The 23,261-nt window shown below is 67.2% G+C and carries 19 protein-coding genes; 4 read left to right on the top strand and 15 right to left on the bottom strand.

The features are described from left to right. Window positions 1-29 precede the first annotated feature (29 nt). Complete coding sequence (gene betC, locus JNJ68_RS04805; RefSeq protein ID WP_294979679.1) at window positions 30-1,532, top strand: choline-sulfatase; 1,503 nt, start codon at window positions 30-32, stop codon at window positions 1,530-1,532. A gap of 136 nt (window positions 1,533-1,668) precedes the next feature. Here betC and JNJ68_RS04800 read toward each other — a convergent pair whose 3' ends face one another. The 7 genes from JNJ68_RS04800 to JNJ68_RS04770 form a co-directional block, all read right to left on the bottom strand. Continuing rightward, window positions 1,669-3,282 (bottom strand): GMC family oxidoreductase N-terminal domain-containing protein, encoded by a 1,614-nt coding sequence (locus tag JNJ68_RS04800; protein ID WP_294979676.1) that lies wholly within the window; start codon window positions 3,280-3,282, stop codon window positions 1,669-1,671. A gap of 211 nt (window positions 3,283-3,493) precedes the next feature. Continuing rightward, the gene (locus JNJ68_RS04795) at window positions 3,494-3,961 is read right to left on the bottom strand and encodes an OsmC family protein (protein WP_294979673.1); all 468 of its coding nucleotides are present in this window, start codon (window positions 3,959-3,961) and stop codon (window positions 3,494-3,496) included. A 47-nt stretch (window positions 3,962-4,008) separates the two neighbouring features. Continuing rightward, a complete protein-coding gene (locus JNJ68_RS04790) occupies window positions 4,009-4,809 on the bottom strand; it encodes a carnitinyl-CoA dehydratase (RefSeq protein ID WP_294979671.1) in 801 nt (266 codons plus the stop codon). After that, window positions 4,809-6,800: an acetate--CoA ligase family protein gene (locus JNJ68_RS04785; protein ID WP_294979669.1), complete on the bottom strand. Its 1,992-nt coding sequence runs from the start codon at window positions 6,798-6,800 to the stop codon at window positions 4,809-4,811. Before JNJ68_RS04785 ends, JNJ68_RS04790 begins: the two co-directional genes overlap by 1 nt. 307 nt (window positions 6,801-7,107) lie before the next feature. After that, window positions 7,108-8,271, bottom strand: a complete 1,164-nt coding sequence (locus JNJ68_RS04780) for an acyl-CoA dehydrogenase family protein (protein WP_294979667.1) — start codon at window positions 8,269-8,271, stop codon at window positions 7,108-7,110. 4 nt (window positions 8,272-8,275) lie between these two features. Next, the gene (locus tag JNJ68_RS04775; protein WP_294979664.1) at window positions 8,276-9,754 is read right to left on the bottom strand and encodes a carnitine 3-dehydrogenase; all 1,479 of its coding nucleotides are present in this window, start codon (window positions 9,752-9,754) and stop codon (window positions 8,276-8,278) included. Between the two features lie 460 nt (window positions 9,755-10,214). Further along, window positions 10,215-11,129 carry a 3-keto-5-aminohexanoate cleavage protein gene (locus JNJ68_RS04770; protein WP_294979661.1) on the bottom strand — a complete coding sequence of 305 codons (915 nt, stop codon included), beginning with the start codon at window positions 11,127-11,129 and terminating at the stop codon, window positions 10,215-10,217. A gap of 73 nt (window positions 11,130-11,202) precedes the next feature. Here JNJ68_RS04770 and JNJ68_RS04765 point away from each other — a divergent pair, with 73 nt between their 5' ends. Beyond that, window positions 11,203-12,162 (top strand): GlxA family transcriptional regulator, encoded by a 960-nt coding sequence (locus tag JNJ68_RS04765; protein ID WP_294979659.1) that lies wholly within the window; start codon window positions 11,203-11,205, stop codon window positions 12,160-12,162. A 3-nt stretch (window positions 12,163-12,165) separates the two neighbouring features. Here the strand turns inward: JNJ68_RS04765 and JNJ68_RS04760 are convergent, their stop codons facing one another. The 4 genes from JNJ68_RS04760 to JNJ68_RS04745 form a co-directional block, all read right to left on the bottom strand. Further along, window positions 12,166-12,633, bottom strand: coding sequence for an MgtC/SapB family protein (locus tag JNJ68_RS04760; protein ID WP_294979656.1), 468 nt, complete (start codon window positions 12,631-12,633; stop codon window positions 12,166-12,168). A 16-nt stretch (window positions 12,634-12,649) separates the two neighbouring features. Then, on the bottom strand, window positions 12,650-14,659 hold the full coding sequence (locus tag JNJ68_RS04755; protein WP_294979653.1) for a M3 family metallopeptidase: 2,010 nt from the start codon (window positions 14,657-14,659) through the stop codon (window positions 12,650-12,652). 174 nt (window positions 14,660-14,833) lie between these two features. Then, the gene (locus tag JNJ68_RS04750) at window positions 14,834-15,628 is read right to left on the bottom strand and encodes an amino acid ABC transporter permease (RefSeq protein ID WP_294979650.1); all 795 of its coding nucleotides are present in this window, start codon (window positions 15,626-15,628) and stop codon (window positions 14,834-14,836) included. Between the two features lie 35 nt (window positions 15,629-15,663). Beyond that, a complete protein-coding gene (locus JNJ68_RS04745; protein ID WP_294979646.1) occupies window positions 15,664-16,449 on the bottom strand; it encodes a transporter substrate-binding domain-containing protein in 786 nt (261 codons plus the stop codon). 157 nt (window positions 16,450-16,606) lie between these two features. Between JNJ68_RS04745 and JNJ68_RS04740 the strand changes: the two genes are divergently transcribed. After that, window positions 16,607-17,401, top strand: coding sequence for a class III extradiol ring-cleavage dioxygenase (locus tag JNJ68_RS04740; RefSeq protein WP_294979644.1), 795 nt, complete (start codon window positions 16,607-16,609; stop codon window positions 17,399-17,401). A 348-nt stretch (window positions 17,402-17,749) separates the two neighbouring features. Then, window positions 17,750-19,123, top strand: coding sequence for an amidase family protein (locus JNJ68_RS04735; protein WP_294979641.1), 1,374 nt, complete (start codon window positions 17,750-17,752; stop codon window positions 19,121-19,123). Between the two features lie 263 nt (window positions 19,124-19,386). On the opposite strand, the gene JNJ68_RS04730 is transcribed toward JNJ68_RS04735, so the two are convergent. From JNJ68_RS04730 to coaBC, 4 genes are all read right to left on the bottom strand, one after another. Then, entirely contained in the window at window positions 19,387-19,614 is a 228-nt protein-coding gene (locus JNJ68_RS04730) for a hypothetical protein (protein WP_294979638.1), read from the bottom strand. Window positions 19,615-20,298: 684 nt separating this feature from the next. Beyond that, window positions 20,299-21,354 carry a molybdopterin-synthase adenylyltransferase MoeB gene (gene moeB, locus JNJ68_RS04725; protein ID WP_294979635.1) on the bottom strand — a complete coding sequence of 352 codons (1,056 nt, stop codon included), beginning with the start codon at window positions 21,352-21,354 and terminating at the stop codon, window positions 20,299-20,301. After that, complete coding sequence (gene dut / locus JNJ68_RS04720; protein ID WP_294979758.1) at window positions 21,351-21,830, bottom strand: dUTP diphosphatase; 480 nt, start codon at window positions 21,828-21,830, stop codon at window positions 21,351-21,353. The genes moeB and dut overlap by 4 nt, the downstream gene beginning before the upstream one ends. A 55-nt stretch (window positions 21,831-21,885) precedes the next feature. Continuing rightward, window positions 21,886-23,082, bottom strand: coding sequence for a bifunctional phosphopantothenoylcysteine decarboxylase/phosphopantothenate--cysteine ligase CoaBC (gene coaBC, locus JNJ68_RS04715; RefSeq protein WP_294979756.1), 1,197 nt, complete (start codon window positions 23,080-23,082; stop codon window positions 21,886-21,888). Window positions 23,083-23,261: the final 179 nt, after the last annotated feature.

The raw sequence follows: 23,261 nt of genomic DNA, 5'->3' as shown, positions 1-23,261 counted from the left end.
AGGCGCAAACGCGAGCGAAGGACCACCAGATGCCGAAGCCCAACCTCCTGATCCTGATGGTCGACCAGCTGAACGGCACGCTCTTCCCCGATGGCCCGGCCGATTTTCTGCATACCCCGAACCTGAAGCGCCTCGCCGCCCGGTCAGCCCGCTTCCAGAACTGCTATACGGCATCCCCCCTCTGCGCCCCGGCGCGGGCCAGCTTCATGTCCGGCCAGCTTCCCAGCCGGACAAGGGTCTACGACAACGCCGCCGAATTCTGCTCGGACATCCCGACCTACGCCCACCACCTGCGCCGCGCGGGCTACCAGACCGCACTTTCCGGCAAGATGCATTTCGTCGGCCCCGACCAGCTCCACGGCTTCGAGGAGCGCCTGACCACCGACATCTACCCCGCCGATTTCGGCTGGACCCCCGACTACCGCAAGCCCGGCGAGCGGATCGACTGGTGGTATCACAACCTCGGCTCGGTGACGGGCGCGGGCGTGGCCGAGATCACCAACCAGTACGAATACGACGACGACGTGGCCTTCCAGGCCGTCCAGAAACTCTACGACCTGTCTCGCGGCCAGGACCCCCGCCCCTGGTGCCTGACGGTCAGCTTCACCCATCCGCACGACCCCTTCGTGGCCCGCCGCAAGTACTGGGACCTCTACGAAGGCGCCCCGGAATGCGAACCGCCCGAAGGCCTGGCCTATGAGGACATGGACCCCCATTCCAAGCGCCTGATGGACGCCTGCGACTGGAAGGGGATGGAAATCACTCCCGACCACATCCGCCGCGCCAAACAGGCCTATTTCGCCAACATCTCCTACATCGACGACAAGATCGGCGAGATCCTCGCGGTGCTGGAAGCGACCAGGCAGGAAGCGCAGGTCGTCTTCCTTTCCGACCACGGCGAGATGCTGGGCGAACACGGGCTCTGGTTCAAGATGACCTTCTTCGAGGGCTCGGCCCGCGTCCCCCTGATGATCGCCGCGCCCGAAATGCCCGCCGGTCTGGTGGAAACCCCGGTCTCCTCCGTCGACCTCACCCCCACCCTTGCCGCGCTGGCGGGCATCTCGATGGACGAGGTCGCCCCCTGGACCGAAGGCGTCAACCTGATCCCGGTGGCAAACGGCGCGCCCCGGCCGCCGGTCGCGATGGAATACGCCGCCGAGGGCACGATCACCCCGATGGTCGCGCTGCGCGACGGCGCCTGGAAATACATCCGCTGCCCGGCGGACCCGGAATTGCTGTTCGATGTGGAAAACGACCCGCGCGAACGCGCGAACCTCGCCGCCGACCCCCGCGCCGCCGAGATTCTCGCCCATTTCCGCAAGCTCGCCGACGCCCGCTGGGATCTTGCTGCCTATGACGCGCAGGTGCGCGAAAGCCAGGCCCGCCGCTGGGTGGTCTATGAGGCGCTCAGGAACGGCGCCTATTTCCCCTGGGACCACCAGCCCCTCCGCGCAGCCTCGGAACGCTACATGCGCAACCACATGGACCTGAACGTGCTGGAGGAGAACAAGCGCTTCCCCCGCGGCGAATAGCTGCCCAGATTCCGGCTTTCATACTGGCGCAAATATCCCCGCCGGAGGCATCCGCCGCATCCCGAACGCGACCGGCCCCGCACCTTTCCGCGGCAGCGCCTCCGAGGGGCTCGATGCCCCGAGGACGGCTTCCCGTTCACCGCGCGTCGCGCAACACCGCCTCCGCCCCCTTCCAGCCCATCAGCATGGCGGGCGCATTGGTGTTCCCGGCGATGATGTTCGGGAAGGCGCTGGCGTCGATCACCCGCAAACCGCCCACCCCATGCACCCTGAGCCCCGCATCCACCACCGAGGTCGCCGCCTCCCGCCCCATCCGGCAAGTGCAGCTCGGGTGGTAGACCGTCCCCGACCGGGCGCGGAAATCGTCGATCAGGCCCTCGTCCGTCACCACCTCCGGCCCCGGTCGCAACTCCTCCTTGATCAGCCGGGCCATTGCGGGTTGCGCCGCGATGTGGCGCAGGTATTTCACCGCCGCCAGCATCTCCTCGACGTCGTTCTCGGTGGAAAACGCATTCGCCGTGATCACCGGGTGATCCTCCGCCCGCGCACTCCGCAGCCGAATATGTCCCCGACTGGTCGGGCGGCAGTTGGAGAGGCCGATCGACATCCCCGACCAGGGATCCGGCGTCAGCAGGGGGCGTTCGCCCTCGCGCGGGATCAGGGTGGAAAACGCCTGGAAATAGAGCTGCATGTTCGGCCGGTCCAGGTCTGCCTTCGTCCGGAAGAACCCGCCGCCGTGGTTGATAGATTTCGCAAGCGGTCCACCGCCGCCCAGGAAATACTGCAACCCTGCCCTGACCTTCCCCCACCAGGGCCGCAACTCGTCATTGTATGTGGGGACCTTCATCGACCAGCTGTAGTTGATCCCCTGATGGTCGCTCAGATGGTCGCCCACATTCGGATTGTCCAGCGCCAGGGGAATACCCAATGATTGCAACAAGGCCGCCGGTCCGATCCCCGACAGCTGCAAGAGCTGCGGCGAGTTGATCGCGCCCCCCGCCAGGATCACCTCGGCCTTTGCCCGCAGCAGATGCGTCTCGCCGCCCCGGCGATATTCCACACCCACCGCCCGACCGCCCTCGATGACCACCCGGCTGACCAGCGCGCCCGTTACCACCCGAAGGTTCGCGCGCCGCATCGCCGGTCGCAGGAAGGCCCGCGCCGCCGAGTTCCGCCGCGCCCCCTTGATCGTCATCTGGTAGATCCCGGCGCCCTCCTGCCGTTCGCCGTTGAAATCCGCGTTCTCCGCCAGCCCCGCCTCGCCGCAAGCCGCGACGTAGCTTTTCACCAACGGATGCAGCCCCGACCGATTGGCCGAGATGAAAAGCGGCCCCCCCGACCCTCGCCACTCATCCCCACCCGCCTCGTTGTCCTCCATCGCCTTGTAGGCGCTCAGACACTCCTCCCAGCCCCAGCCGGAGCCCACGCGCCCCCAGTCCTCGTAATCCGCCCGATGCCCCCGGATCCAGACCATCGCATTGATGCTGGACGACCCGCCCAGAAGCTTGCCCCTTGGCCAATGGTCCCGCGCCCCCGCCAGCCCCGGATCAGGCTCGGTCCTGTAGAGCCAGTTCACCGCCGGATCGTAGAAGAGCTTGCCGTAGCCCAGGGGCAGCTGCACATAGAACCGCCGGTCGGTGCCCCCCGCCTCCAGCAGAGTGACCTTGTGCCGACCGTTCGCCGTCAGCCGTTCCGCCAGCACGCAGCCCGCCGAACCCGCCCCCACGATGATGTAATCGCTCTCGTCCATGCCCGCCCCCGGCCACCGCCCGTGACCCTAGCGGCGGGTCCGGACCGGAACCGTCCGGTTTGCGACACCGGATGTCGCGCCGGGATTGCTCCTCGTGCGACTTCGTCTTCTCGTCGGAAGAGAAGGGCGCCCCCATACGGCCTTCATACTGGCGCAAATATCCCCGCCGGAGGCCTTCGCGAAGGGACGAAGTTACCGACGAGCAGTTCCCTCAGCCCGCAACCTCGAAGCTCGGCGCGTAGTCCACCGGGAAATTCACCGACCGCGCGATGAAGCAGACCTGGTGGATGCGGTGATGGATGGCCTCAGCAGCCACCAGATCGGCCCCCGCCTTCACCACCACATGCGGACGCAGCGTCACCCTCACGAACCGCCCCGCCCCGCCGCGACCGACTTCTCCGACGCCAACTGGACTGTCGGAGTATCCCGTCACCATGATCCCGGCATCGGACGCATAGTGCAGATACCAGAGCATATGGCAGGCCGAGAGCGCCGAGAGCAGCAGATCCTCCGGGTTCATCTTCGCCGGATCGCCGCCCAACAGCGGATCGTTGGAGCATTGCACGGGCGGCTTCCCCGGCACCGCGATGTCCCAGGTCCGGTCATAGGCCTTGTAATGCGCCGTCCCCTCGCCCCGGTTGCCGGTCCAGAGGATGCGGGTGGTGTAGTCGTGGGTCATGGCGGTTCCACAGCAGGATCGTCACTCTTGCCCATCCTACGAAAGGATCACTTCCCCTTCCACACCGGATCGCGCTTCTCCGCAAAGGCCCGCGCCCCCTCCAGCTGGTCCTCGCTGGAGTAAAGCCGGTCCACCGTCGGCAGCAGGCGCTTGCTGACCCGGTTCAGCGCGTCCTGGAAGCGCATGTTTTCCGCCTCGCGCACCACTTCCTTGATCGCCGCATAGACCAGCGGTGGCCCGCTTTCCAGAAGCCGCGCCAGCGCCCAGGTCTTCTCCAGCAGGTCCTCCGGCGCGCAGACCTCCTTGACCAGCCCCCAGCGGAAGGCCTCCTCGGCATCGAACCAGCGGCCGGTCAGGAGGAGGTCCATCGCGACGTGATAGGGGATGCGCTTCGGCAGCTTGATCGAGGCGGCATCCGCCACCGTGCCACTTCGGATTTCCGGCAGCGCGAAGGTGGCATTCGCGGAACAGAGGATCAGGTCCGCCGACAGCGCCAGCTCCAGCCCGCCGCCGCAGCAGATGCCCTGCACGGCGGCAATCACCGGCTTGTTCAGGTTCGGCAACTCCTGCAAGCCGCCAAAGCCCCCAACGCCGTAGTCGCCGTCGACCGCATCACCCTCGGCAGCGGCCTTCAGGTCCCAGCCGGGGCAGAAGAACTTCTCGCCCGCCGCGCGCAGGATGCAGACCCGCAGGCTGTCGTCGTCGCGGAAGTCGCGGAAGACGAGGCCCATCACCCGGCTGGTCTTCAGGCTGATCGCATTGGCCTTGGGCGCGTCGAGCGTGACTTCGAGGATCGCCCCCTCGCGGCGGGTCTTCACCGGGCCTTCGGTCCGCATTTCCATTGCCATCATGTCCTCCTGATCAGGGCGTCCACCGCCACGGCGCCCTGTTCACGCACGAGGACGGGGTTGATTTCAATTTCCTCAAGGCGCTCGTCGGCCAGCATCAGCGCGCCCAAACACACCGCCATCGCCGCGATCGCCCCCATGTCGGCCTTCGGTCGCCCGCGGTAGGCGTCGAGCAGCGGCCAGAGTCGCAGCCGACGCAGCGCCGCCAGGACTTCGGCCTCGGTCGCGGGCAGGACCAGCGTCACCGTGTCGGCCAGCACCTCGGCGGTGACGCCCCCCATGCCCAGTGTCAGCGTCACCCCGTAGACCGGATCGCGCCGCAGCCCGAGCAGGATTTCTCCGGCGATCCCCGTCACCATCTCTTCCGCCAGATAGCCGGTCGCACCCGCCATCTCGGCCTGCCCCTCCAGGCTCGCCAGGCCCAGGCGCACCGCCCCGGCCTCGGTCTTGTGGGCAAATCCCAGACCCTTCAGCGCCAGCGGCGCGCGCAGGCCTTTCGCCCTGGCCTGAACTTCGGCCAGCGTCGTGCCCGACACCGCCTTTGGCACCGGCACGCCCGCCGACGCCAGCAGCGCCTTGCCCTCGGCCTCGGACAGTATCCGCGCCTCGCGCGGGGGCAGAGCCGCCACCGGCCGCCAGCCCGCCAGCCCCGCCGGGGTCTGCGCCGCCTTCACCGCCGCCAGCGCTGTCTCGATCCCGAGAAGCGCCGAGACGCCCTGATCCATCATCGCCTGCACCCGGCCTTCGCCGAAATTCTCCGGCATCGACGCGACCGGGAAGGCGGGTTTCCCGGCGGTCTTCTGCGCCGCAACCATCGCGTCAAGCGCGGGCTGATACCAGTCATCCGAGCAGCGGTCGGTGCGGGGCGTGTCGACGATGTAGAGGCCCGCGTCATAGGCCTCCAGCATGGCGGTGAAGACCTCGGTCGTCTTCGGCCCGTCGCCCCAGATGAAGGTGTGGTAGTCCAATGGATTGGAGATGGTGGGGATCTCGCCCAGCACGGCAAAGAGCCGGTCGTGCGTCGGCTTCGGCACCGGCGGGAAGTCGATGCCGTAGGGCGCGGCAAGGTCGGCGACCAGCCCCGCCTCGCCCCCCGAACAGGACAGCGAACAGATCCGCGTGCCGATCCGCGGCCCATGGACATGGAATATCTTCAGCGTCTCGATCAGTTCGCTTGGCGTGTCGACCTCCGCCACCCCGATCTGCCGCAGGAAGGCACTGGAGGCAGCGCCCCCACCGGCCAGCGAAGCCGTGTGCGAGGCCGCCGCTGTGCGGGAAAGCTCCGTCTTCCCCGACTTGATGGCGACCACGCCCTTGCCCAGCGCACGCGCCTTCTCGGCAAGCGCCGCGAAGGCCGGGGCATCGTCGATCCCCTCGATGTACAGGCCCACCGCCGTCACCCGCGGATCGTCCAGAAGCGCCCCGGTCAGTTCCGCGAGGCCCACGACGGCCGCGTTGCCGAGACAGGCAACATAGGCCACCGGCAGCCCGCGCTGCTGCATCCCGAGGTTGATCACGATGTTCGAGGACTGGCTGACCAGCGCCACGCCCTTCTCCACCCGTGCCCCGCCATGCTGGTCGGGCCAGAGGAGCGCCCCGTCAAGGTAGTTGATCACCCCATAGCAGTTCGGCCCCAGAATCGGCATGTCGCCCGCCGACGCGACCAGCCTGTCCTGCAACCCCGGCTCCCCCGCCTCGGTCCAGCCCGAGGCGAAGCAGATCGCGCCGCCCGCACCCATGGCGGCAAGCTCGGCAACGACATCCAGCGTCGCATGCCGGTTGACGCCGATGAAGGTGGCATCCGGCGGCTCTGGCAGCTCGGCAAGGCTTGCATAGGTCTTCAGCCCGCCGATTTCAGTCTTGGTCGGATGCACCGGCCAGACCGGGCCCTTGAAGCCCATCTTCCGGCATTGCTCGATGACATTCAGCGCCCAACCGGCGCCGAGGACGGCGATGTGGCGCGGACGCAGCAGACGATCGAGGCGGCTCATGCCCGGCCCTCTTCTGCTGCATCGACCGCCGGGGGCGCTTCGCCCCCCGGCCCCCCCGAGGATATTTGCAGACAGAAAATCGGAACACCCCGCCCCGGAAGCCGAAGCGAGGTGCCATTTCCCGTCACGGTCATCGGCGTCCCCGCCTGTACCGCTCTGGCAGATTCGCCGATTAACCTTAGCGAGCGGTTACCAAAGACAAAGGAAGCCTGCATTTTCTGTCCCTAAATATCCCGGGGTAGTCCATCGGTTTCGCCATCGGTTCGAGAAACCGATGGGCTGGGGGGCTGGCCCCCGGTCCGACGGTTCAACCCCCGACCGCCCTCAGCAATTCGCGGCTGATGATGTGCCGCTGGATCTCCGAGGTCCCCTCCCAGATCCGCTCCACCCGGGAGTCCCGCCAGATGCGTTCCAAGGGGAGTTCGTCCATCAGCCCCATCCCGCCATGGATCTGGATCGCCTCGTCGGCGACATGCGCCAGCACTTCGGTCGCCTTCAGCTTGGCCATCGACATATCGGCTTCCGTCACCGTGCCCTGGTCGTATTTCCAGGCGGCTTCCCGCGTCAGCAATTCCGCCGCCTTCAGCTCCATCGCCATGTCGGCCAGCTTGAAGCTGATACCCTGGAACTTGCCGATCTGCTGGCCGAACTGCTTGCGTTCGGCGGCATACTGGATCGCATGGCCCAGGGCCCGCTCCGCCCGGCCAAGGCAGGTCGAAGCCACCTGCAGCCGGGTCGCGCCAAGCCAGGAGTTCGCCACCTCGAAGCCCTTGTGCGGCTCACCCAGCACATTGGCCGCCGGCACCCGGCAGTCATCGAATTCCAGGACCGCGTTGGTATAGCCGCGATGGCTGACGTTGCGATACCCCTCCCGCACGGTGAACCCCGGCGTGCCCTTGTCGACGAAAAAGGCGGTGATCAGCTTCTTCGGTCCGCGCGGGGTCTGTTCCTCACCGCTCGCCATGAAGCAGATCGCGAAACCGGCAAGGTCGGCGTGGGAGATGAAATGCTTGGTGCCGTTCAGCACCCAGTCGCCGCCATCCTGCCGGGCCGAGGCCTTCATCCCGCGCAGATCCGACCCGGCTCCGGGTTCGGTCATGGCCAGGCAATCCCAGGTCTCGCCCCGGATGCAGGGCATCAGATAGCGTTCGCGCTGGTCTGCGTTCCCCGCCAGCAGGATGTTCGAGGGCCGCGCCACGGTCGTCCAGTGCAAGGCATAGTTGGCCCGGCCCAGCTCCTTTTCGTAGAGGAGCCAGGAGAGCGTATCGAGGCCCGCGCCACCCAGTTCGACGGGCATGTTCGCGGCATAGAGCCCCGCGGCCATGGCCTTCTTCTGGATGTCCCGGATCAATTCCAGCGGCAGGTGGCCGGTGCGTTCCACCATCTGTTCATGCGGGTAAAGCTCGGTCTCGACGAAGGCGCGGGTCGTCTCGACGATCATCGCCTGTTCTTCGGTCAGCCCGAAATCCATCGCCCTATTCCTTCTTCTGGCCGACGGCGCGGCCCGCACCTTCCGGCACGGGCAGCCCGGCATGGGCCTTGGCAATGGCCTGCAGCTTGCCCCAGACCTCGGGCGCGGCGGCGACGGTCTTGCCTGCCTTCATGTCGACGTGCAGGCACAGCTGTTCGACCGTCGCCACGCAATCGTCGCCCTTCATGATCCGCACGAAGCTGCGGAAGCGCTTCTCGTCCGCTGACAGAATCTGGAGTTCGCCCCGGATCTGGTCGCCCAGCTTGGCCTCGCCCAGATGGCGGATATGCGTCTCGGCGGAGTAGTAGGAATGCCCCGCCGCCACGTAGTCCATCCCCGCGCCGATCATGCGCAGGAAGTTGTCCACGGTTTCCGAGTTGCAGAAGTAGTAGCGGCTTTCCGTCATGTGACCGTTGTAGTCGATCCAGCCCGGCAGCACCTGGCCCTGCCACATCACCAGCGGCGAAGCCTTCGCCCCGGTGTCGAGGCCCTTGGCCACCTCGGCATGGAAGGCCGCCGCGCGGCGTTCGTCATGTTCCTTCAGCACCTTGCCCGCGCCCCAGTCACGCTCCTTCAGGCTGCGCAGGAAACCCACCAGGTTACGGTCGCGGATACGTTCCAGCTCGCGGATGCCATACACGCCGGACTGCGCGTCGGACTGGTTGGCCACCAGATCGACCAGTTCGTCGTTGAATTCCGGCACGTCCATCAGCTTGGTCCAGGGCCATTTCAGCGCCGGGCCGAACTGGGCCATGAAATGCCGCATCCCGGCCTCGCCGCCCGCAATGCGGTAGGTCTCGAAGAGGCCCATCTGCCCCCAGCGCAGGCCAAAGCCCATGCGGATCGCCTCGTCGATTTCTTCGGTGGTGGCGATGCCGTCCTTGAGCATCCAGAGCGCCTCGCGCCAGACGGCTTCGAGGAAGCGGTTGCCGATGAAGGCGTCGATCTCATGCCGGATCACCAGCGGGAACATCCCGATGTCCTTCATGATCTGCACGGTCTTTTCCACCGTCTCGGGCGTGTTCTTCTCGGACCCCGAGACCTCGGAGAGGGGCAGCAGGTAAACCGGGTTGAACGGATGCGCGACGATGATGTTCTCCGGCGCGGGGCTGCCCTTCTGCAGGTCGCTGGCCTTGAAGCCGGAGGTCGAGGAGCCGATCAGCACGCCCGGATTGGCCTGTTGCAGCTGGGCATAGACCTTGTGCTTCAGCTCGATCCTCTCGGACACGCTTTCCTGCACATATTCCGCACCCTCGACCGCCTCGCCGATGGTGCCGTGGAAGGTGAGCTTGCCTTCCTTCGGCATCGGCACGTCGGAAAGCGCGGGCAGGGCGGCGCGGGCATTGGCCATCACCTCGGCGATCTTGCGCTCCGCCTGCGGGTCGGGATCGAAGACGCCCACGTCCCAGCCGTTCAGCAGGAACCGCGCGGCCCAGCCGCCGCCGATAACCCCGCCGCCGATGATTGCTGCTTTTCTGGTCATTTCTGCCAATCCCAAACCGTGCTCTATTGAATCATTTCGATGAGCTTGCCGTTCTCATCGAGAACTTCGCCCCAAGGTGAAGACGCTCTGCATGTCTTTGTGTTTCCATCACAAGCGACGTCACAATCAGATGCTTTCGAACACATCTTGCCAGCGTCGCGGGCAGTGTAGTCGTACTGGCAAGTCAAGCCGTCATCCAGCATGTCAAAAGGGCCAGCGCCCCCGCCCTCCCGTTCGCACTTCGCAAGATCGGCGGGCGTGTTCCGAAGTTTGCGAGCGCGACACGCCGTTCCACTGCCAGAAACGTCAGAGGGGACCACGTCACGGCATTCGACTGGACCAAGCGGCACTCCATCAGGAGTTACCCAATTCGCGGTGGGCACACATGCTGCGATAAGCCAAAGACCCCAGAAGGCACCGCTTGCAAAGAACCCAAGGCGCCGAGGCGACAGAACTGCCTTCACTTCGCCACCGGCGCCCGCTTCTCCAGCTTCAGCCGCGCACGCACCTCCGCCGGGGTGATCACCCGGGCGCCCATGTTCTCGATGATGGTCGTGGCGCGCTCCACCAGCTGCGCGTTGGTGGCCAGCACGCCCTTGTCGAGCCAGAGGTTGTCCTCCAGCCCCACCCGCACGTTGCCACCCGCGAGCGTTGCCGCCGCGACATAGGCCATCTCGTTCCGGCCAAGGCCGAAGGCACTGAAATGCCAGCCCTGCGGCACGTTGTTCACCATCGCCATGAAAGTGTTCAGGTCGTCCGGCGCCCCCCACGGCACGCCCATGCACAGCTGCACCAGCACCGGCTCCGGGATCACGCCTTCCTTCACCAGCTCCTTCGCCAGCCACAGGTGGCCGGTGTCGAAGGCCTCGATCTCGATCCGCACCCCCGCCGCCGCCATCCGGCGGCCCATGTCGCGCAGCATGCCGGGGGTGTTGACCATCACATAATCGGCCTCGTTGAAGTTCATCGTGCCGCAGTCGAGCGTGCAGATCTCCGGGCGGCACTCGACAATATGCGCCACCCGCTCCTCCGCCCCGCACATATCGGAATGGGCGGCCATCCGGTCCATCTGTTCGGTGCCGTCGAACATCATGTCGCCGCCCATCCCGGCGGTCAGGTTCAGCACCACGTCGGTATCGCTGTCGCGGATGCGGTCGGTCACTTCGCGGTAGTATTCCAGCTTGCGGCTGGGCTTGCCCGTCTCGGGGTCCCGCACATGGCAATGCACCACCGCTGCCCCCGCCTTGGCCGCCGCGATGGCGCTTTCGGCGATCTGCTTCGGGGAGCGCGGCACGTGCGGCGAGCGGTCCTGCGTCCCGCCCGAGCCGGTGACGGCGCAGGTGATGAAGACTTCCTTGTTCATGTTCAGCGGCATGTTGGCCTCCCCCGGTGTGCTGCCCCACCATAGCCCGCTTGCCAGCGCACGCTTTGCAGATTACGCAATTCGCATGACGGAAAACGCCATCTTCCAGCCCTCTGCCCAGCCGCTGACCATCGCCCTGCTGGTCCTGCCGCAAGCCTCGATCCTGGAAGTCGCCTCCGCCCTCGACCCGCTGCGCAACGCCAATCGGCACCTGGGGCACGAGGCCTACCGCTGGCGCGTCGTCTCGCCGGACGGCGCCCCGGTGCCGCTGACCTGCGGGATCGAGCTGCCCTCCTCCGGCCCGCTCTCCCATGCCGTCGGCGCCGAAGCGCTGATCGTCGCGGCGGGGTACCGACTGGCCGATGTTGCCACCCGCCCGCTGATCCACGACCTGCGCCGCATCGCGCCGCGATTCAACCTTGTGGGCGGCATCGACGCGGCACCCTGGGTGCTGGCGCGGGCCGGGCTGCTGGACGGCTACCGGGCAACGGTGCATTGGGAGGACCTGGAGGACCTAGCCGCCGCCCATCCCCATATCGACGTCGTCCCCGACCGCTTCGTGATCGACCGCAACCGCGTGACGATCTCCGGTGCCGCCCCCGCCGCCGATTTCATGCTGCACCTGATCCGCACCCGCCACGGGGCCGCTTTGGCCCGGCAGGTCGCCTCCAGTTTCCTCGCCACCGTCCGCAACGGCCACGAGCCGCAGATCGCCGAGGTCCGCGACCCTGCCCTCGACCCCCGCGTCGCCCAGGCGCTCGCCCGGATGGAGGCGCGGATCGACGCACCGGAAACCGCGGCTCATACCGCCGAGGCCGTCGGCCTTTCCCCCCGCCGCCTGGAATCGCTGTTCCGCGCGGCGCTTGGCACCACCCCCGCCGCCCATGCCCTTGACCTGCGCCTGCAAGCCGCGCGGCGGATGCTCACCGACACCCGCCACCCGCTCGCCGAAGTGGCTCTGCGCACCGGGTTTTCCAGCCCCTCGACCCTCTCCCGCGCCTTCCGCGCCCGGTTCGGCCAGCCGCCGGGCAGCCTGCGCCGCTAAGGGTCAGGCCGCATCGTCGTCAAGAGGGCTGTGCTCCTGCGCCACCTTCCGCAACGGTGTCAGCGCCACCAGCGTGAACACCGTCGCAAGGCTGAGGATCACCGCGATGTCAAGCTGGCCATAGCCCACCGCCGCCCCCATCGCCCCGGTGGCCCACAGGCTTGCCGCCGTCGCCGTGCCCCTGGCCCGGTCGCCCTGCTTCAGGATCGCCCCGCCGCCGACAAAACCGATCCCGGTGATCAGGCCTTCCAGAATGCGCGAATGCTGCTCCGACCCGGCCCCCAGCACCTCGATCGCGATCATCACGAAGCCGCAGGCCGCCATCGACACCAGCGGAAAGGTGCGCAACCCCGCGCTGCGTTCCTCGCGCTCGCGGTTCCAGCCGATCGGCAGCGCCAGAAGATAGGCGACCACCAGCGAGATGAGGTGCGACAGCGCTTCCTCGGAATTCCAGGTCTCGAACAGCTCCACTCACGCCTCCGCAGGATCACACCGGTTCCAGCAAACCCCGCCCCTTCAGCAGCGGTTCCACCCCCGGCATCCGGCCGCGGAACTTCAGATACAACGCCTCGGCATCCTCGGACCCGCCCGCCGACAGGATGAACCGCTCCAGTCTCGCGGCCGTCGCCGGGTCGAACGGATCGCCCGTCTCCTCGAAGGCGGCAAAAGCGTCGGCGTCCATCACTTCCGACCACATATAGCTGTAATAGCCGCTGGAATAGCCGTCGCCGCTGAAGACATGCGAGAAATGCGGCGTGGCATGCCGCATCCGGATGGCGCGCGGCATCCCGAGGGATTCCAGCACTTCGGCCTGTTTCTGCATCGGGTCGGCCGGGGGCGCGCCGGTGTGGAACTCCAGATCGACCATGGCCGAGGCCACGAATTCCACCGTGGCGAAGCCCTGGTCATAGGTCCCCGCATCCAGCAGCCGCTTCAGCATGTCGACCGGCATCGGCTCGCCGGTCTGGAAATGCCTGGCATGCGCCTCCAGCACCTCGGGCACTTCCAGCCAGTGCTCATACAACTGGCTCGGCAGTTCGACGAAATCCCGCGCCACCGATGTGCCGCTGATGAAGCCATAGGTCACGTCCGACAGCATCTGGTGCAGCGCATGGCCGAATTCGTGGAACAGCGTCCGCGCATCGTCGTAGGACAAGAGGCACGGGTCCCCCTTGGCGAAGTTGCAGACGTTGACGACGATGGGCCGCTGCTCGCCGCCGAGCTTCCGCTGCGACCGCAGCGCCGAACACCAGGCGCCGGACCGCTTCGATCCGCGCGCGAAATAGTCGCCCAGGAAGACCGCAACATGGGCGCCGTTCCGCGTCACCTCCCAGCCCCGCACGTCGGGGTGATAGAAGGGCCCGTCGATCTCGCGGAACTCCAGATGGAACAGCCGCGTCGCGCAGTCGAACATCGCCCCCAGCATGGCGTCGAGGCTCAGATAGGGCTTCAGCGCCGCCTCATCCAGATCATGCTCGGCGCGGCGCCGCTTCTCGCTGTAATAGCGCCAATCCCAGGGCTCCAGCGGGCCGGTGAACCCGTCCGCCTTCAGCATGGCCTCCAGCACCGCCCCGTCCGCCGCCGCCTTGGCCCGCGCCGGTTGCCAGACCCGCATCAACAGGTCGCGCACCGCCTGCGGTGTCTTCGCCATCTCGGGTTCCAGCTTGAAGGCGGCGAAATCCGCGTAACCGAGGAGATGCGCCCGCTCCGCCCGCAGTGCCAGGATTTCCGCCGCAATCGCCCGGTTGTCGGTCGCCCCGCCATTGGCCCCGCGCGCCACCCAGGCCTCATAGGCCTTTTCCCGCAAGGCCCGGTTGGGCGAAAATTGCAGGAAAGGCACGATCAGGCTGCGGTTCAGCGTCACCACCGGCCCCAGCCCCTTCTCGGCCCCGGCAGCCTTCGCCGCATCCTGCACAAATCCCGGCAGGGCGGCCAGATCGGCGGCTGAAAGCTCCATGACCCAAGACCGCTCGTCCGCCAGCAGGTTCTGCCCGAACTGCGTTCCCAGCACCGCCAGCCGCGCCTTGACCGCCGTCAGCCGCTCCGCCTCCGCTCCCTCCAGCGCTGCGCCGGAACGAACGAACATCTGCCGGTAAAGCTCCAGCACGCGGGCCTGTTCCGGGGTCAGGCCCAGGCTTTCGCGCCCCTGCCACAACGCCTCGATCTTCGCCCAGAGCGCCTTGTTGTTGGTCACTTCGCTGGAAAAGGCCGACATCTTCGGCGCCAGCTCCCGCATCAGCGCCTCACGCGCCTCGGTGCTGTCGGCGCCGGCAAGGTTGTAGAACACCCCCGACACCCGGTCGAGATCACCTTCGGCCAGCTCCAGCGCCTCGATCACATCGGCGAAGGACGCGCCGGGTCCATCGGCAATTGCCTGGATCGCCGCCCGGGCGCGCACCAGCGCCTCATCGAAGGCCGGCCCGAAATCCTCGTCCCGGATCACCGCGAAGGGCGGCAGGCCGAAAGGCGTATCCCACTTGTCCAAGAGCACGTTCATCGGAAATCTCCTTTGCCCGGAAAGCTAGGCGCGCTCTTTCCGAAGGTCCACCCATGCCCTTTCACATTTGCCCAAATATCCTCCGGGGGTTTGGGGGTGGAAAACCCCCAAGCGACCGAGGAGGAGGCGAAGCCCGACGACGAGACAAAAGGTCTTCGCGCGCCAGCGCTCAATTCAAGAAGCGTCCCGCCCGCGCGACCGCATCCGCGCCTCGAACCGGCGCAACAGCAGCGACAGGCCGATGGTCATCACCAGATACAGGAAGGCCGCCACGTTATAGGTCTCGAAGTAACGGAAGTTCCCCGCCGCCGTGACCTTCGCCAGTTGCGCCACATCGGTCACGCCCAGCACCGCCACCAGCGAGCTGTCTTTCACCATTGCTACAAAGTCATTGCCCAAGGGCGGCAGGATCAGCCGAAATGCTTGCGGAAATCGAACATGGCGAAATCTCTGCCATCCGTTCAGCCCCAAGGCCATCGCCGCCTCGATCTGGCCCTTGTCCACCGCTTGCAGCCCGGCCCGGAAGATCTCGGCCAGGAAGGCGGAATAGGCCAGCATCAGCGCCAGCACCGCCCGCCAGAGCAAGGGAACGTCGCGGGTGCGCAACAGATCCTCCCCCGCCAATGCATTCACCCCGGCCACCACGCCGGGCACCAGCACGAAGGCGACGTACAAGAGAAGCACGATGATCGGCACGCCCCGCATCACCTCGATGTAAAGCCGCGCCGCCTGCCGCAGGAGGATGTGCTTCGACATCCCCATCACCGCCAGCCCCAGCCCGATGGCGCAGGCGCCCAGATAGGCCACCACCGCCACCAGAAGCGTGACCGCCAGCCCCTTCGACAGCACCCGCAAGGCCCCGGCATAGACCTCGTCCGACAGCATCTCGTACAAAAGCCAAAGGCCGGTGACCGCCAGGATCACCAGCCACCAGGGAAAGTCCTTCTCGGGTTCGGCGTTCGGAGCCATCAGCGTGCCCCCGGGTCAGACCCGGGGGCGGCCTTTCACTCGCCCATCTTGTAGTCGACGAACCATTTCTGGTTCAGCGCATCCAGCGTGCCGTCCGCCTTCATGCTGGCGATCGCCGCATTGACCGGCGCCACCAGCTCGGACCCTTTCGGGAAGATGAAGCCGAAATCCTCGGACGCCAGCGGCGTGCCGATGATCTTCAACCCGCCGTTCGAGGCCGCGACATAGCCGTTCGCAGCCGTGGAATCCGACAACGTCAGGTCCACGTCCCCCGCCTTCAGCGCCTCAAGCCCCGCCCCGAAGGTCTCGAACTTGATGATCCGCGGGTTCTCCTCGTTCCCGTCGAGGATCTCATACACGGCCGCATAGAAGGGCGAAGTCCCCGGCTGGGCCGAGACCAGCAGCTCCGGGATCGCCGCGAAGGACGCCGCATCGGTGAACCGCGCCTCATCCCCGCGCACGATCATCAGCATCTCGGACCGCATGTAGGGGTCGGAGAAATCGACCTTCTCCTTGCGCTCGTCCTTGATGGTGATCCCGGTCATGCCGATGTCGTACTGGCCTTCCGACACGGCGGGGATCATCGCATCCCAGCTGGTGTTCTCGTATTTCACGGTGATGTTCAGCCGCTTGGCGATTTCCGCCATCGCGTCGTATTCCCAGCCCACCGCCGCGCCGGACTTGTCCAGGAATTGCAGCGGCGGATAGGCGTTTTCGGTCACGACCACGACTTCCTTGCCCGCGAGGTCGGGCAGGTCCTGCGCCAGGGCGGGCGCGGCAAGCGTGGCAAGGCCCAGAAGGGCGGCAGCAGTCAGTTTCATGGGTCAGGCTCCCGTTGGTTTTGCCCGACTATGCCGGGAGCCCGGGCCGCTTGCAACCCGGCGGCCCCTGTGCACCCCTGCACGACAGCAGGCCCTGAATGCAGAGTTGCGCCCCCCCGCGCCATCCCCCACTTTCACCGCAACGATGGAGGCCCCGATGACCCGAATGCCCACCTATTTCATCAGCCACGGCGGCGGCCCCTGGCCCTGGATGCCGGACTGGCGCGCAATGTTCCGCAATCTGGAAGCCAGCTTCGTGCAGATGGTCAAGGACCTGCCCGAACGCCCGAAGGCGATCCTGATGATCTCCGGTCATTGGGAGGACGCGAGCTTCGCCGTCATGTCCAGCCCGAACCCGCCGATGGTCTATGACTACCACGGCTTCCCGCCCGAAACCTTCCAGATCCAGTACAAGGCCCCCGGCGCCCCTGACCTTGCTGCCCGGGCCGCCGAATTGATCAAGGCCGCCGGCCTTCCCGTCCGGCTCGATCCGGCGCAGGGCTACGATCACGGTACCTTCGTCCCGGCCTATGTCATGTATCCCGATGCCTCGGTGCCGCTGTTCCAGGTCTCGCTCCGCAAAGGCTATTCCCCGGCCGAGCATTTCGCCCTCGGCCGCGCCCTCGCCCCCCTGCGCGACGAGGGCGTGCTGATCATCGGCTCCGGCCTCAGCTACCACAACCTTCGCCTCTTCGGCCCCGGCGCGAAAGTCCCGTCCGAGGCTTTCGACGCCTGGCTCGCCGAAACCATGGCCGCCCCGCCAAACGACCGCACGAACCGCCTGATCCACTGGGAAGACGCCCCCTACGCCCGCACCTGCCACAAGGAGGAAGACCATTTCATCCCCCTCTTCGCTGCCCTTGGCGCGGCGGAAGGCGAAACGGCGACCATGGTCTATCACGACACCGATCTCTTCGGCGGCGTCACCGCATCCAGCTACCGGATCGGCTGACGCCCCGGCCACCGCTCCGCCGCCACGACCCGGGCCTGCTCACCGCACCGGAAGCAGGACCACCAGAACCAGGATGCAAAGCCAGATCCAGAGGCACAGCTTGACCCACCACCAGAGCAACCTGCACAGCAATGCCGTCTTCCCCTTGTAGGCAGGCCTGTTGCACGATCTGGGAACGCGACCGGCGGCAAGCAAGTCGCGAGCTGCGGTTTCCCTGATCCGGCCCGCCTTCCGGTTTTCCGCGAGAAGGCCGGTCAGCCTCTTCGGCCCGTCCTGCGCCCTGCAATCCGCCCACCCCTTCCCAATGCGCTCAATCCGGGCCACCCTGCCCGCCGGAAAGGACGCCCGATGGACCCCGCAACCTTCACCGCCTCGGCGCTCGCCGCCCTCATCCGCTCCCGCCAGCTTTCCGCCGAGGAGGCGATCCGCGCCACCCTCGCCCGGATCGAAAGGCTGAACCCCGGCCTCAACGCCATCGTCCAGCGCCGCGACGAAGATGCGCTGAGCGAGGCCCGCGCCGTCGACGCCCGGATCGCCAAAGGCGAGGACCCCGGCCCCCTCGCCGGTGTCCCAGTCACCGTCAAGGTCAACATCGACCAGGCGGGCTTCGCCACCACCAATGGGTTGCGCATCCAGGCCGACCTCATCGCGCAGGAAGACAGCCCGCCCGTCGCCAACCTCCGCCGCGCCGGGGCGGTGATCGTCGGGCGCACCAACACGCCCGCCTTCTCCCTGCGCTGGTTCACCCGCAACGCGCTGCACGGCGCGACGAAGAATCCCGCCTTCCCGGCCCTCACTCCCGGCGGCTCCTCGGGCGGGGCCGCCTCGGCGGTGGCCGCCGGTCTCGGCCCCATCGCCCACGGCACCGACATCGCGGGCTCGATCCGCTATCCCGCCTATGCCTGCGGCATCCATGGCCTGCGCCCCGGCCTCGGCCGCGTCCCCGCCTTCAACGCCACGGCCGGCGACCGCCTGATCGGCGGGCAGTTGATGGCCGTCTCCGGCCCGCTCGCCCGCTCCGCCGCCGACCTGCGCCTCGGCCTTCAGGCCCTCTCCCAGCCCGACCCGCGCGACCCCTGGTGGACCGCGGCCACTGCCACCCCCTACCCAAGACGCGCCGCGCTCGCGCTCACTCCCGACAGCCTCAACACCGACCCCGCAATCCGGGACGCCCTCACCGCCGCCGCGAAAACCCTCGAATCCCAAGGCTGGGAGATCGGCACCCCCGCCCTCCCTCCCTTCCGCGAGGCGATGGAGCTGCAACTCACTCTCTGGCTCTCCGAATTCGGCCTGGGCGGGGCCGAGGCCATCGCCCGCGAAGCCGATCCCGACGCCTCCTTCGTCCATCGCGAGTTGATGAAACTCGCCCCGCCACCCACGCTCGAAAGCTTCATGAAGGCGCTGCAATCCCGCGCCCGCCTCGCCCGGCTCTGGCGTGGCTTCTTCGCCGACTGGCCGGTCCTCCTGACCCCGGTCTCCGCCCGCCTGCCCTTCCCCGACCACTACGACACCAGCAGTCCGGACGCCTTTGCCAAGGTCATTGAGGCGCAGATGCCCCAGATCGCACCCCCGTTCATGGGCCTTCCCGGGCTGACCGTCACCACGGGACGCACCCTCAGCCACCCGATCGGCATCCAGGCCCTCGCCGACCGCGGCTGCGAGCACATCCTGCTCGACCTGGCCGACCTCCTCGCCCCGGAAATCCCCGCCGTCACCCCGTGACGCCGACGTGGCTCCGGTAGGTCGGGGTTCACCCCGACTCCCTTCCCCCCTGTCATCCCCGCGAAGGCGGGGATCCATACATGGGGAACCAATGGACGCTCGCCCGCGCGTCGAAGATACGTAGGGTGCGCTACAGCGCATCATACCGTCGCATTCTACCGTCACTGCCGACGAACGAAGTCGCCTTGCCGAAGCACGGCCGGAAGGCTCCAGTCCATCGGATCGACTTTAGGAATAATGGGCGCTTCGGGATAATCCGGAATTCACCCCGACACCCCCTCCACTCGCCCCTCCGTCACCTCTTCCTCGGTGATCTCCAGCGTCACCGCCTGCAACCGCACCCCCTCACCAAACACCGCCGCAAGGTCCTCCGGGTCCACCTCCACTACCGACTCGGGTTTCGAGACGTCGTCAAAGGTCACCAGCATCGGCCAACGGTCGCGCGGGATATCCTTCGGAGGGTCAGCCAGGCTCCGCTCGATCCTACCCATCCGCCCTGTGAAGCTCCGCTCAATCGAAACCGGCGCGAAGGTATCACTCGCCCAACCCTGACCATTGCTGACCAACGCAAAGAGATATCGGCCGGGCGAAATCTCCACAAAAGCGGCCTCACCGACAAACTCAACGCCGATGCTTGGGAAATCCATCAACAGATTGGGCCCCATCCGCACACGCACCGCACTGACCGAGGACCCGGTGACCTCACCGGACGGCGTCTGGACCACCAGAGTAAGCTTCTGGTTCCAGGCGAAGGAGGGAAAGGTAACTTGCCAAACAATCCAGGCGAAAAAGAGCAGACCCCCAACCCACCGGATGAAGTTTGGGATACCTTTCAAGAAGGTCGACCTCGCACAGCTACTGCTTCAGTGTCCTCTTCACGAATGCCCAGCGTCAATCGCCCACACCCCTCCAAAACCCCATACCTTTCACCTGGCCCCAAATATCCCCGCCGGAGGCAATCCCGAGCCTCTGTGCGTCCTTCACGCACAGAGGCGAGACAAGGAGTCTTCGCGCGTCAGCGCTCAATTCAACACCCGTCCCACCCCGCAGAACGCACGGTCATCAGGCACCTTGGGGTTGGGAGCTACCGCCACAACCCTTAACCCCGGGTAAACAAAAAAACCCAAGCCATTGATCTAAAAACACTTCCGAACTTTGTCCACCGTGGACACTCCTCAGTGCCGCCCCCCGCAAACCTCGCAATCCTCCCGCTTCCTGACCCCGATCACCCGCGCCTCCATATACAGCGCATCGTGGATCATCAGCCGTCCCGCCAGGGTTTCCCCCGCTCCGGTGACCCACTTCACCGCCTCCATCGCCATCATCGACCCGATCACCCCCGGCAGCGGCGCCGCCACCCCCGCCTCCGCACAGGTCGGCACCAGGCCGGGCGCAGGCTTCACCGGGAAGACGCAGGCATAGCACGGCCCCCCCTTCGCGGGATCGAACAGCGACACCTGCCCCTCCCACTGCGTGATCGCCCCGGAAATCAGCGGCACCCCCGCCGCGACGCAAGCCCGGTTGACCAGATAGCGGGTGTCGAAATCGTCCGTCCCGTCCAGCACGAGGTCGTAGTCGCGGACCAGATCCACCGCGAACTCCCCGGTCAGCCGCCGATGATAGGGCCGCACCTCGATGAACGGGTTCAAGGCCCGCATCGCGACCTCCGCCGAGAAGACCTTCGCCATCCCGATCCGCCCGTCGGTATGGATCACCTGCCGCTGCAGGTTCGACCCTTCGACGACATCATCGTCGATCACGCCGATCACCCCCACCCCCGCCGCCGCGAGGTAGAGAAGCACCGGAGATCCCAGCCCCCCCGCGCCCACGACCAGCACCTTCGCCGCCTTCAGCCGCTTCTGCCCCGGCCCGCCGATCTCGCGCAGGATGATGTGGCGGGCATAGCGGTCCAGCTCCGCCTCGCGGAACCCGCCCGACGCGGCTGCCACCGTTGGCGTCGCGCGTGTCCGCCGCCGCAGCCAGCGAACCCCCTCGCCATAGCCTGCCGCGACAAGCCCGATCAGCCCCACGGCAATCCAGAGCCTGACATACCCGGCCGCCGCCTCGGCATCATGGCGCAGCCAGGACGAGACCAGGCCTCCCAGCCAGACCGCCGCCAGCCAACCATAGGCCTTGGCGCGCGACCAGTCGCGGACCCAGGCAATAAGGCCGACGACGGCCAGGCCCAGAAGCCCGAATTGGCTGAGAAGGACGAAAAGGCCCGAGGTCACGGTTTTCCGGTCCCGAACCCGGTCGAGCCGAACCCGCCGGTGCCCCGCGCGGTCTCGTCCAGCGCCTCGACCATCGCGAAGCCCGCCTGCACCACCGGCGCGACCACCGCCTGCGCCACCCGGTCGCCATGCCGCACCGTGTAGGGTTCGGTCCCGAGGTTGATCAGCGCCACCCCCAGCGGCCCCCGATAATCGCTGTCGATGGTCCCCGGCGTGTTCGGCAGGGTGATCCCGTGCTTCGAGGCGAGCCCAGACCGGGGCCGCACCTGCATCTCATAGCCTTCAGGGATCGCCACCCGGATCCCGGTCGGACAGATCGCCCGCTGCATCGGCGCCAGCACCAGCCCCGCCGCCCGCTCGACCTCGGGGAAATTCGCGCAGAGATCCGCCCCCGCCGCGCCCGCCGTCTGGTAGCTGGGCAAAGGCAGGCTCCGGTCAGCCCAGTCTTCCCAAAGCACCTGCACCACCGGCCCCATTCCCTGCCCTTTCATACTGGCCCAAATATCCCCGCCGGAGGCTCCGACGCCCGCGTCACGCCAAAGCCTCGGCGATCCGCGCCGCCAGCTTCCGCGCGACCGCGTCCTTGCCCATCCGGGGCCAGGTCTCGGCACCTTGGTCCGAAATCAGCGTGACCGCATTCTCCGCGCCTCCCATGATCCCCGTCGCCGGGGACACATCGTTCGCCACGATCCAGTCGCAACCCTTGCGCGCCCGCTTGGCGGTGGCATGGGCCACCACATCCGCGGTCTCTGCCGCGAAGCCCACCACCAGCCGGGGCCGCTTCGACCCCTTCGCGACCATGGCCAGGATGTCCGGGTTCTCGGCGAAGTCCAGCGCCGGCGGCTTGCCCGAGCCGTCCTTCTTCAACTTCTGGCCGCTTGCATTCGTCACCCGCCAATCGGCCACCGCCGCCGCCATCACCGCCGCATCGGCGGGGAGCGCCGCCTCCACCGCCGAAGCCATCTCGCGCGCCGTCTCCACCCGGACGACCTCCACCCTCACCGGCGGCGGCACCACCGCCGGCCCGGTCACGAACGTCACCCGCGCGCCCAGATCGCGCAGCGCCGCCGCCAACGCCGTGCCTTGCGCGCCAGAGGAGCGGTTGGCGATATAGCGCACAGGATCAATCGGTTCATGCGTCGGCCCCGAAGTCACCAGGACATGCCGCCCCGCCAAAGGTCCACCCCCAAACGCCGCCGCGATGGCCGCCACGATCTCCAGCGGCTCGGCCATCCGTCCCTCGCCCGCCTCGCCGCTTTCCGCCATCTCGCCGCGACCCGGTCCGATGAGCCGCACCCCGTCGGCCAGAAGTTGCACCTGGTTGCGCCGTGTCGCCGGATGCGCCCACATCCGGGGATTCATCGCCGGGGCCATCAGCACCGGCTTGTCGGTCGCCAAGAGCACCGCACTGGCCAGATCGCCCGCCAGCCCCTGCGCCAGCTTCGCCATCAGGTCGGCGGTCGCCGGGGCCACCACGATCAGGTCGGCCTCACGCGACAGCCGGATATGGCCGACATCCTGCTCGTCCTGCCGGTCGAACAGATCGGTGAAGACATGATCCGCCGTCAGCGCCCCCACCGACAGCGGCGTGACGAACTGCTGCGCCGCCGCCGTCATCACCGCGCGCACCGAAGCCCCGCGCTCGCGCAGCCGCCGGATCAGGTCCAGCGCCTTATAGGCCGCGATGCCGCCGCCGATGATCAGAAGAATGCGCTTGTCCGCCAGCATCGGCAGGTCCTCCTTCAAGGCCTGCCTTCAGGTGTAGGGGCCGCAGGGGGCAAACTCAACACCCCGCACCGGCTTTCATACTCGGGCAAATATCCCCGCGCGGCGCGCATTTCGAAGCCAAGCGCGAAGGCGCGCGGGCGACCTGAAGGATTGCGCGTCAGCGTTCCTTTTAGAACCGC

The sequence above is a fragment of the Tabrizicola sp. genome (assembly GCF_016793705.1).
GTDB lineage: Bacteria > Pseudomonadota > Alphaproteobacteria > Rhodobacterales > Rhodobacteraceae > Tabrizicola.
Note: the sequence above shows the minus strand (reverse complement) of the source record. Positions and strands in the feature narration are given on the sequence as shown.